This is a genomic window from Micromonospora sp. NPDC007271 (genome assembly GCF_040634005.1).
Taxonomy (GTDB): domain Bacteria; phylum Actinomycetota; class Actinomycetes; order Mycobacteriales; family Micromonosporaceae; genus Micromonospora.
The window spans coordinates 1-9,025 of sequence record NZ_JBEYER010000167.1; the positions used below are offsets into that span (position 1 = coordinate 1).

A 9,025-nucleotide genomic window follows, 5' to 3' on the forward strand; every position below is an offset into this window, starting at 1 on the left:
CGCGGGCGTGCCGGGTCCAGCCGCTCAACCGGCCACCGCCTGGTAGCGGCGGACGCCGTGCCGCCAGCCGATCCGGTAGAGCAGGCCGAAGACCGCGAGCCAGCCGAGCCCGACGGCGAAACCGTACTCGGCCTGCCCCGCGTCGAGGCGGCCCATCAGCAGCTCCACCGGGAAGCCCATCGCGGTACGGAACGGCAGCACCAGCCCCGCCGCGTGCAGCCAGTCCGGCATCAGCGCCAGAGGCGCGACCCAGCCCGAGGTGAACGAGCCGAGGCCCCACCAGAGCAACCACACGTTGGACGTCTGGGTGCTCCAGAACCCGAGCAGGGCGAACGTCGACGCCATGAGCAGGCTGAGCGCGTACGCCAGCACCAGCGCGGCGGCGACGGCGACCAGCCGGGCGGGGGTGACCGGATAGTCCAGGCCCGGCACGAGCAGCGCGGCGAGCGTCAGGCCCGGCACCAGCACCGTCAGGAACAGCAGGCGGTGCCCGAGGTCGCCGCTGGCGTACTGGTGGAAGGGGTGCACGGGGCGCAGCAGCCGCACGGACAGGTCTCCACTGCGCATGTCCGCGTCCCACTGCCACACCACGCGGTCGCCGGCGAGGTTCCACAGCAGGGTCGCCGCCGCGTAGTAGGAGAGGAAGTCCCCGGTGGTCCAGCCGGCGGGCGGGCCGCCCTCCGCCACGACGGTGAGCCACACCGCCATCATCAGCAGCGGGAAGAAGGCGGTGAGCACCGACAGCACGATCCGGCCGCGGTAGGCCGCCGCCACCAGCGTCGCGCTGCGCACCATCGAGGGGTACGCGCTGAGGACGTCACGCATGGGCGAAGACCGCCCGGATGATGTCCTCCACCGGCGGGTCCTCGATCGCCACGTCCTCGACCGGCAGGGTGGTCAGCAGCCGGGCGGCGACCGCCGCCGTCTCGGCCCGGGGCACCGCCAGGGTGACTACCGCGCCGTCCACCGACGACAGTTCGCCGAGCCCCACCCAGGTCTCGGCCGGTACGGCCGCCCGCAGGGTGACCCGGACCAGCCGGTGCGGCGAGTGCGCCTCGACCAGCGCGGCGAGGTCGCCGTCGAAACGCAGGGTGCCGCCGTCGATGACCAGCACCCGGCGGGCCAGCGCCGTCACGTCCCCCATGTAGTGGCTGGTGAGCAGGACGGTCGCGCCGTGCCGGGCGTTGTAGTCGCGCAGGAACGTGCGGACCGCCGCCTGGCCGTTGACGTCCAGGCCGAGCGTCGGCTCGTCGAGGAAGAGCACGTCCGGCCGGTGCAGCAACGAGGCGGCCAGTTCGCAGCGCATCCGCTCGCCCAGGCTGAGCACGCGCACCTGCTTGTCGAGCAGCGGTTCGATGTCGAGCAGGGTGGCCAGCTCGGCGAGCGCCGACCGGTACGGGCCCTCGGCAAGCCCGTAGATCGCGCGGTTGACCTCGAAGGCGTCCGCGGCCGGCAGGTCCCAGAAGAGCGAGTTGCGCTGGCCCATCACCAGCGAGATCCGGCGCAGGAACGCGGCCTCCCGGCGGTGCGGGGTGTGCCCGAGCACCCGGACGGTGCCGGCGGTGGGATGCAGCAACCCGGTCAGGCACTTCAGGGTGGTGGTCTTGCCGGCGCCGTTCGGGCCGAGGAAGCCGACGACCTCGCCGGTGGGAATCGTGAAGCTGACCTGCTCGACGGCGCGGACGGTGAGGTGCTCGCGCCGGAACAGGGAGCGCAGCGAAGCGCCCAGCCCGGGTGGCCGCCGGTGCACCCGGAAGTGCTTCGCCAGGTCGCGCACCTCGATCATCGTCCGACCCTAACGGGCCGGCACCCGAGATCGGCAACCGATTTCGCGGCCGCCGCTCTAGCGCGCGTGAGCCGCCGCCGGCAACTGACCGTCGGGTCTCCGTCAATAGAACAACCTGAGTGGACGTTCAGCTCAGGCGCTTCGGACGGGCCGCCCCACCGTCGGCCGATGGTTGTCACCCAGCACGGCGGGACGTTCGCGCTGTTGCGCCGTAGGCGCGGCCGGGGCACGGCGATTTCAATCGATGACCGAAGCATCACCGAGCGCGAAGGGAACCCCGCATGACCGCTCCGACCGGCCTGCCCCTCGTGCTCTGCGGCCCCATCGTGCGCCGGGTCGACCCGACGAGCGTCACCGTCTTCGTCGCCCTGCGCGCCGGGTGCAGCGTGACGCTGACCGTCTTCGCCCTGGGCGCGGCTCCCGGGTACGCCCTGGGCACCGCCGTGGGCACCGGGAGCCGGGCCACCGTACGGCTCGCCGACCGGCTGCACGTGGTCGCGGTGACCGTCGCCGGGGTGACCCTCCAACCGGGCACCCTCTACGGCTACGACCTGTCGTTCTCCGGCGGGATGAACGCGGGCAGCCTGTTCGACGCCGACGTGGTCGCCGCCGACCCGGCCACCGCCCGCGTCGCGCTGACCTACCAGGGCCACCCGCAGGCGCCGGCCGCGATGCCCGCCGTGCCCACCTTCGTCACCCCGCCGACCGACCCGAACCAGCTGCGCATCTTCCACGGCTCGTGCCGCAAGCCGCACGGCGAGGGCCAGGACGCCTTCCCCGTCCTCGATCCGATCATCGCCGCGGCCGGGGGCGATCCGGTGCTGCGCCCGCACCAGCTCGTCCTCGGCGGCGACCAGATCTACGCCGACGACGTGGCCGACCCGTTGCTGGCGATCATCCACGGTCACGACGCCCTGTCGGCCACCGGCAGCGACCCGGCGGTGCCCGCGTACCAGGGGGTGGCGGCGCGGCTCGGGCTGGCGCCGGAGGCGATGCCGGTCGGCAGCTCGCCGCCGAGCGACGTGACGTACCTGCCGGGCAAGCGGGCCACCACCATCGAGCGGGACGCGAAGTTCACCTCCGGCGCCGCCGACAGCCATCTGATGTCGCTGCGCGAGTACCTGTCCATGTACCTGCTGGCCTGGTCGGACGTGCTGTGGCCGGCGAGCTGGCCGACGTTCGAGCACGTGCTTCCCGCCGACACCCGGATCCTGAAGGACCCGCAGGGCCGCCGGCCCGGCGAGACGGTGTACGACCTGATGCGCGCCGGCCGAGCGTACGTGCCGAGCGCCCAGCAGAAGGAGATCATCGAGCGGTACAAGCGCTGGCAGCGGCAGGCGCTGGACCTGGCCACCTTCCGCACCGGCCTGGCCGCGGTACGCCGGCAGCTCGCCAACGTGGCCACGTACATGGTCGCCGACGACCACGAGGTCACCGACGACTGGAACATGACCCGGTCCTGGGTCGACGACGCGGTGGTCAAGTCGGCGCTGGGGCGGCGGATCGTCCGGAACGCGATGGCCGCTTTCGTGGTCTTCCAGGCGTGGGGCAACACCCCGGACCGGTTCGCCGCGACCGGCGACGCCGGGGAGCCGGGCCGGACCGCGCTGACCGCGCTGGCCGGCTGGTGCACCACGGCGACCGACGAGGACGACCTCACGCTGCGTACCCGGCTCGGGCTGCCCACCGGGGTCACCAAGGAAGGCCGGCTGGTCCGGCCGGCCGGCGCGCTGACCTACCACTACACGGTCACCTGGCCCCGCTATCAGCTGATCGCCCTGGACACCCGCACCTGGCGGCAGTATCCGGGCGGCGCCGGCAACCCGGGCGGTCTGCTGCTCGACGACCACCCGCTCGACGACATGCTCACCGGCGGCGGAGTGCTCGGCGACGACGCGGTGACCGTGGTCGCCCAGCCGGTCGCGTTGTTCGGCGTACCCGTCCTGGAACAGCTGGCCCAGCCGCTGGCCAAGGCGACCGTCGGCCGGTGGACCGCCGACGCGGAGGACGCCTGGGTGGCCAGCGACGCCGCCGTGCACAAGATCCTGGCCCGGCTGTTCGCCGCCGCGCCGCCGGACGAGAAGGGGGTACGCCGGCGGCGGCTGGTGCTGCTCGGCGGGGACATCCACTTCGGCTCCGCCGAGCGGATCCGCTACTCGGCGACCCTCCCCTACGCCTGCGGCCCTGACCCGGCCAAACCGTACGAGGGGATCAACCGCACCGAAGGGGTGCTCGCCGGCTTCGTGTCCAGCGCGTTCCGCAACGAGGACGGGCTGACCCGGATCCTGCACGACTACGGGTACGCGCCGCTGGTCGACGTCACCGGCCGGATCGACCTGGTGGGCTGGGCCAACGAACTGCCCGACAAGGAGGGGCAGCGGATGCAGGCCGGCGTCCAGGTGACCGTCGGCGCCGACCACACCACCGGCTGGTGGGTCTCCGGCCAGCCCGCGGTCAGCGACATCCACGCGCTGAAGGTGCTCGCCCGGCAACCCGAGTGGAACGTGTACGTGCAGTTCCTCCGGCACGACGAGGCCGATCCGACGGTACGCCGCGACGGCACCCCGGAGGCGGTGGTGGACCCCGCCGGGCTGCCCCGCGACCAAGCCCTCGCCCAGTACCTGGCCGCCGCCCGCAACCTCGACCACTACAAGGGATCCTGGGGCAACGGCAAGGAGATCGTCGGGCGCAACAACCTCGGCGAGATCACCTTCAGCTGGCCGGCCGGGGAGTGCAAGTCGGCCACCCAGCGGCTCTGGTGGCACCTGCCCGGACAGAGCCGGGCCGCCGCCCTGACCTCCTACACCGTGGACCTGTCGCTCGGCTGCTCGCTGACCAAGCCGCCGCCGTACGGCGGGTTCCTGCTGCGCTCCGGCGACCACGACGCCACCGCCTCCGCCCAGGCCCGCTACGACGGGGTGGAGCGGCCGGCGAAGCTGGTCACCGACCGCTGGGTGAGCCGCCTGCAGCACGACCTGGCCACGCTGGGCTTCCTCACCGCCGAGCACACCGACGGCGAGTACGGCATCGTCACCTACTGGGCGGTCCGGGAGTTCCAGGCGTACGCCCGGCGGGAACGGGCGGCCGTCGAGCCGGCCGGCGCGACCACGCCCCGCTACTCCGAGCGGCTGCAACCGGTCGACGTGCCCGAGGCCGACCGCTACCTCGGACCGATCAGCGGCGTCGCCGACCTGGCCACCCAGGAGGCGATCCGGCACTGGCTGGACAAGCGGTGGCGCTGCCCGGTGGTGGTCGAGTCCTGGCAGGTCTCCGGGGACACCCCGCAGCGCCTCGACAAGCCGAACGTCTGGCTCTTCGACCAGGAGCGGGACACCGACCGGCGGCTCTACTCCCGGGTGGTCACCGGCCGGCCGGCCGGCGCGGGCGGTGCGCCGCCCGGGCACCCGGAGCTGATCCGGCTCGGCGCGTACCGCGCGCACGCCACCGACGGGCAGTGGAGCGGGCCGGTGCTCGACGGCGAGTCGGAGTTGCTGCCGGAGGCCGTGCTGCCCCGGCCGCAGGACCACGGGACCGGCCCGTCGCTGAACGACCTGGCCAACGCGATCGCCGGCGGCGGCGACCCCGGTGCCCGGGCCGCCCGCCAGCTCTCCACCTTCAAGGTGCTGCGGGCGGTCGCCGAGAACCAGGTGCCCGACGCGGCCGGCGGCTGGCTGGACCGGGTCGGCGCGGACGACCCGGCGGTGCTCCGGTTAGGACCGTTCGGCTGGCGGGCGCACGGGCCGCAGAGCGCGCCCACCACGCTGCCGCCGGCGCTGGACATCAACGCCGAGCCGGGCGAGCTGTGGGCATACCTGGCGTTCCTGCGGGCCACCGACCGCGACGCGTACGACGCCCTCGGCGGGCAGGGCGGCATCAACGCCGTACCCGGCTGGGGCAAGGACGGCGGCGGGCTGCTCCACCCCGAGCTGCGGGTGCTGCGGGCCCGGCCCGCCGAGACCGACTCGACCGGGGCGGCCCGCGAGGCGGTGGGCACCACGCTCGAACTGCTCGGCCTGCGCTCCTGGCACTGGCTGCACCGGTACGCGCTGGCCCTGCGGACCCACGACGGGGTACGCCGGGGCCTGTGGACCGTCGCCCGGCAGCGGCTGCACGACCTGCTCGCCACCGACTGGGACACGCCGGACCCGGCGGTGGCCCCGACCGTGCCGGACGTGACCGGCGCCGACGGCAAACCCCGCCGGGCCCGTATCGGCGATGTGTTCACCTCGGAGCGGTCCGTGGCGGCGCTGGCCTGCTGGCAGCAGTACCGGGCCCACCAACTGGTCGCGGTGGGCCCGCCGGCCAGCGGCGCGGAGAAGCCCGCGTTCCGGACCCGGCCGCGGGCCGCCAGCGAGCTGCACACGGTGCTGGCCCGGGCCAGGAGGCTCGGCCCGGACTTCAGCGGCCCGCCCACCGGCTGGGCCGACAGGCACGAGGACGCGCTGATCACCGCCGTCCGGCAGGTCGTCGCCACCGACGCGCCGGTGGCCGCCGCGCTGGCCGCGCTCGTCCAGTGGCCGACCTGGCCGGCCGGGCACCGCTACACGCTGCCCGTCGCGGCGCTGCCCGCGGCCGAACGGGCCCTCTCGGCCGCCCGCGACTCGCTGCGGCTGGACCTGAGCGACCTGCCGCGGGTGACGGCATGACGCGACCTGCCGCGGGTGACGGCACGACCGGCGGCACGAAAGGACGAGAGCTGCGATGACCGAGCCGAAGAACGCGCTCGCCCTGCTCTGGGACGAGGTCCGGCTGCTCGCCGAACCGGTGCTGGCCGCGTACGACCCGTGGCGGCGGGCCCGGCTGATGCGCGCGCTCGGCTGGGACCTGGAGGCGGTCAGCGGCTTCGACGCCGCCCGCTTCGAGGAGTGGGCCACCACGGTCGGCGACGCCCTCGCCGCGGTGTCAGTGGTCCGCAACGACGTGAAGCTCGACACTCTCGACGGGCTCGGCAAGCTGGCCGAGGCTGCCGGCAAGGCGTTCGGCAAGATCGGTGAGCTGCCAAGCGTGAAGAACGGGCTGCCCGACGTGCCCGGGCTGCCCGCCGAGCTCGCCGACGACCTGGTCGACCTGCTGGTGCTGACCTACCTGACTCGCCGGGCGCCCTGGTCGCTGCCGCTGCTCGACCTGCTCGGCCTGGTCGACCCGGCCACGGCCAACCCGCCCAGCCCGCCGATGCCGCCGGGCGACGCCCCGATCCGGCTGCCCAAGCGCCGCGACGAGCTGCACCTGGACCGGGTGGTCGACCTGGTCCGCGACCCCGGCGGCTACTTCCGCGCGCGCTACGCACCGGGCGGCTGGACCACGCCGGAGGGGGTGGCCGAGCTGTCCGCCCGGCTGCTGCCGCGACTGGCCCGGGCGCTACGCGCGTTCGGGCTCGACGCCGACCAGGGCGTCCGCCCCGACCTCGGGCCGGACCAGGGCGAGGTGGGCCGGCGGCTGGCCGACAGCCTGCTGCGGCTGCGCTTCAGCGGCCTGCGTACGCCCGACGGCACGCCACCGCCCGGCGCCGGGCTCGCGCCGTGGAGCCCGACCTTCGGCGTCGGGGTCACCCTCGGGCTGGCCAGTTGGGACGGCCGGTTCACGGTGATCCTCGCCCCGACCGGCGAGGCGCACCTGGAGGGCTCGATCGGGGCGTGGAACGTCGCCACCGACCTCAGCGGCGCCGGCCCGGCCCTGGCCGTCAACAGCGCGGGGGTGACGGTCAGCGGCGGCAGCGCGGTGGTGAAGTGGGCCGCCGAGATCGCCCGGATCGCCCCGGCCGGGCAGCCCGGCTGGATCCTCGGCGCCCCCGGCGGCACCCACCTCGCGGTCGGGCAGCTCGTCCTCGGCGGGAAGGCCAGCCTCGGCGCCGGCCGCGACGACGTCGAACTGAGCATCCGGGCCGGCCGGGCGGAGCTGGTGGTCCGCCCCGGTGACGGGGACGGCCTGCTCGCCAAGCTGCTCCCCGCCGACGGGCTGCGGGTCGGGCTCGACCTCGGGCTGGCCTGGTCGCTGCGGGGTGGCCTGCACCTGTCCGGCGCCGCCGCGCTCGCCGCCGAGTACCCGGTGCACCTGTCCTGGCACGGCCTGGGCATCGAGGGGTTGCGGATCGCGCTGGAGGCGTCCACCGCCACCCGGGCGTTGGGCCTGGCGCTCACCACCACGGTCCGGGCCGCCCTGGGGCCGCTGCACGTGGTGGTGGAGAACATCGGCGTCCGCGCCGACCTGACCTTCCCGCCGGCGCTGCCGGCCGGCCCGGGGGACCAGGCCACCGCGGGCAACCTCGGCGCGGCGGACCTGCGCCCCCGCTTCAAGGGCCCGGACGGGGTCGGGCTGCGGATGGACAACGGCCTCGTCACCGGCGGTGGCTACCTCTTCGTCGACGAGGCCCGCGGCATGTACGCCGGAGCGCTGCAGCTGGGCATGACCTCCGCGATGGCGCCGATGACGGGGTTCCGGCTCCAGGCCACCGCCATCCTCAACACCCGCAACCCGGACGGCAGCCGGCTCACCGAGGCTGACGGCACGCACACCTTCTCGCTGCTGCTCGCGGGCACCTACGAGTGGTTCCCGGGGCTGATGCTGTTCTGGGGCATCTCCATCACCGGGCTCGGTCTCGTCGTCGGCTGGAACCGGCGGACCAACCCGGAGGAGGTGCGCAACGCAGCCCGCGCCGGCACCCTGGACGCGCTGCTCTTCCCCCCGGACCCGGTCGGCAACGCGCCGGCCGTCATCGCCACCCTCAGCCGCATCTTCCCGGTCGACACCACCGGCACCGTGCTCGGCGCGATGGTACGGCTGAACTTCCTCTCCGGGCAGGTCACCGCCGACCTGGCCGTGCTGGTCGAATTCCCCGACCCGGTCCGCATCCTGCTGCTCGGCAAGCTGGTCATCGACTTCAAGGAGGCCGGGAGGTTCCGGCTCGACTCGGCGGGCATCGTGGACTTCGCCCGCCGGGAGATCAGCGTCGACGCCGCACTGATCGACTCCAAGCTGTTCGGCCGCCCGGTCTCCGGAGAGATGGCGCTGCGCGCCCGGTGGGGCGCGGGCAGCGCGTTCGCCGTCTCGATCGGCGGCTTCCACCCCCGCTTCACCGCGCCGCCCGGCTTCCCGCCGGTCAAGCGGTTCACCATCGCCCTGCAGAAGTCCGGCAAGGGCGTGAACCTGTCGGCGTACCTCGCCGTCACCAGCAACACCGCCCAGTTCGGGGCCGAGCTGAAACTGCACTTCGAGGGCGGCGGGTTCGTCATCGACGGCCGG

4 protein-coding genes are annotated in these 9,025 nt (G+C 74.3%); 2 read left to right on the forward strand and 2 right to left on the reverse strand.

Annotation, left to right across the window (positions count from 1 at the left end; genetic code table 11):
* Positions 1-24 precede the first annotated feature (24 nt).
* A complete protein-coding gene (locus tag ABZ570_RS32765) occupies positions 25-825 on the reverse strand; it encodes an ABC-2 family transporter protein (RefSeq protein ID WP_358071861.1) in 801 nt (266 codons plus the stop codon).
* On the reverse strand, positions 818-1,786 hold the full coding sequence (locus ABZ570_RS32770; protein WP_358071863.1) for an ATP-binding cassette domain-containing protein: 969 nt from the start codon (positions 1,784-1,786) through the stop codon (positions 818-820). The genes ABZ570_RS32765 and ABZ570_RS32770 overlap by 8 nt, the downstream gene beginning before the upstream one ends.
* Before the next feature lie 281 nt (positions 1,787-2,067).
* Here ABZ570_RS32770 and ABZ570_RS32775 point away from each other — a divergent pair, with 281 nt between their 5' ends.
* Both ABZ570_RS32775 and ABZ570_RS32780 read left to right on the forward strand, forming a co-directional pair.
* On the forward strand, positions 2,068-6,432 hold the full coding sequence (locus tag ABZ570_RS32775; RefSeq protein WP_358071865.1) for a peptidoglycan-binding domain-containing protein: 4,365 nt from the start codon (positions 2,068-2,070) through the stop codon (positions 6,430-6,432).
* 55 nt (positions 6,433-6,487) lie between these two features.
* A partial coding sequence (locus ABZ570_RS32780; protein WP_358071867.1) for a DUF6603 domain-containing protein occupies positions 6,488-9,025 on the forward strand: 2,538 nt, incomplete at its 3' end.

What these genes read in the sequence shown, in the direction of transcription:
- ABZ570_RS32765 (WP_358071861.1), bottom strand. Translation starts at nt 825, where the DNA reads ATGCGTGACGTCCTCAGCGCGTACCCCTCGATGGTGCGCAGCGCGACG.
- ABZ570_RS32770 (WP_358071863.1), bottom strand. Translation starts at nt 1,786, where the DNA reads ATGATCGAGGTGCGCGACCTGGCGAAGCACTTCCGGGTGCACCGGCGG.
- ABZ570_RS32775 (WP_358071865.1), top strand. Translation starts at nt 2,068, where the DNA reads ATGACCGCTCCGACCGGCCTGCCCCTCGTGCTCTGCGGCCCCATCGTG.